The 1,726-nt window shown below is 42.2% G+C and carries 1 protein-coding gene; it reads left to right on the top strand.

Translation table 11 applies throughout. The annotated features are described in order from the left end of the window. Positions 1 to 1,726 (top strand): HYR-like domain-containing protein (locus IR213_RS16050; RefSeq protein WP_449404267.1); only part of this gene is annotated, 1,726 nt, incomplete at both ends.

The raw sequence follows: 1,726 nt of genomic DNA, 5'->3' as shown, positions 1-1,726 counted from the left end.
CCAATAGCCTCGGCCGCAGATTTAACTGCTACCGATAATTGTGACGCTGCTCCAGTAGTGACTTACAATGAAGTAAGAACTGACGGAAACTGTGCCAGTAACTATACTTTAACCAGAACTTGGACCGCTACTGATGTTTGTGGTAACGCTTCTTCTAAATCTCAAGTAATCACCGTTCAAGATACCACTAAACCGGTATTGAGCGCTGCGCCTGCAAATGTAACTGCTGAATGTTCTGCCGTACCAACAGCCTCAGCCGCAGATTTAACTGCTACCGATAATTGTGACGCTGCTCCGGTAGTGACTTACAATGAAGTAAGAACTGACGGAAACTGCGCCAGTAACTATACTTTAACCAGAACTTGGACCGCTACTGATGTTTGTGGTAACGCTTCTTCTAAATCTCAAGTAATCACCGTTCAAGATACCACTGATCCAACTATTACTCAAGCAACAGATATCTCTGTTGAATGTGATGGTAGTGGTAATCAAAATGCTATAGCCGATTGGTTAGCTAATCATGGTGGAGCTACTGCAACTGATAATTGTTCTGAAGTAACATGGACAAATAATTTTGATGCTTTATCCAATGATTGCTCTGCTGCCGTTAATGTGATTTTTACTGCTACAGACATATGTGGAAACATTTCTTCTACATCTGCAACCTTTAGTGTAAAAGATACAACTAAACCAACTTTTGTTCAACAAGATTTACCTGCTGACATTACTGTTGAATGTTCAGCTGTTCCAACAGCCGCTACTTTAACTGCTGCTGATAATTGTGGAAATGCAACAGTAACATTTACCGAAACTGCTGTCGAGGGTGCTTGTGCTGGTGCTTACACCTTGACTAGAACTTGGACTGCAACTGATTCTTGTAACAATGCTATCACTCACGTTCAAACTGTAACGGTTCAGGATACAACTAAACCAGCTTTTGTTGGAACTCTTCCTGCTGATGTAACTGTTGAATGTTCTGCTGTTCCTACAGCCGCTACTTTAACGGCAACTGATAATTGTGGAAATGCAACAGTAACATTTACTGAAACTTCTGCCGAGGGTGCTTGTGCTGGTGCTTACACCTTGACTAGAACTTGGACTGCAACTGATTCTTGCAACAATGCTACAACACACGTTCAAAAAGTAACGGTTCAAGATACAACTAAACCAGCTTTTGTTGGAACTCTTCCTGCTGATGTAACTGTTGAATGTTCTGCTGTTCCAACAGCCGCTACTCTAACTGCTACTGATAATTGTGGAACGGCTTCTGTAACTTATTCAGAAACTTCTGCCGAGGGTGCTTGTGCTGGTGCTTACACCTTGACTAGAACTTGGACTGCAACTGATGCTTGTAGCAATGTTACAACTCACGTTCAAAAAGTAGCGGTTCAGGATACAACTAAACCAACTTTTGTTGGAACTCTTCCTGCTGATGTAACTGTTGAATGTTCTGCTGTTCCTACAGCCGCTACTTTAACTGCTACCGATAATTGTGGAAATGCAACAGTAACATTTACTGAAACTGCTGCCGAGGGTGCTTGTGCTGGTGCTTACACCTTGACTAGAACTTGGACTGCAACTGATTCTTGTAACAATGCTATCACTCACGTTCAAACTGTAACGGTTCAGGATACAACTAAACCAACTTTCGTTGAAGAAGTACTTCCTGCTGATGTAACTGTTGAATGTTCTGCTGTTCCAGCAGCCGCTACTTTAACTGCTACTG

It is taken from the genome of Flavobacterium soyangense (assembly GCF_015277675.1).
In the GTDB taxonomy this organism is placed as follows: Bacteria; Bacteroidota; Bacteroidia; order Flavobacteriales; family Flavobacteriaceae; genus Flavobacterium; species Flavobacterium soyangense.
This window is presented reverse-complemented; position numbering and strand designations above follow the sequence as displayed.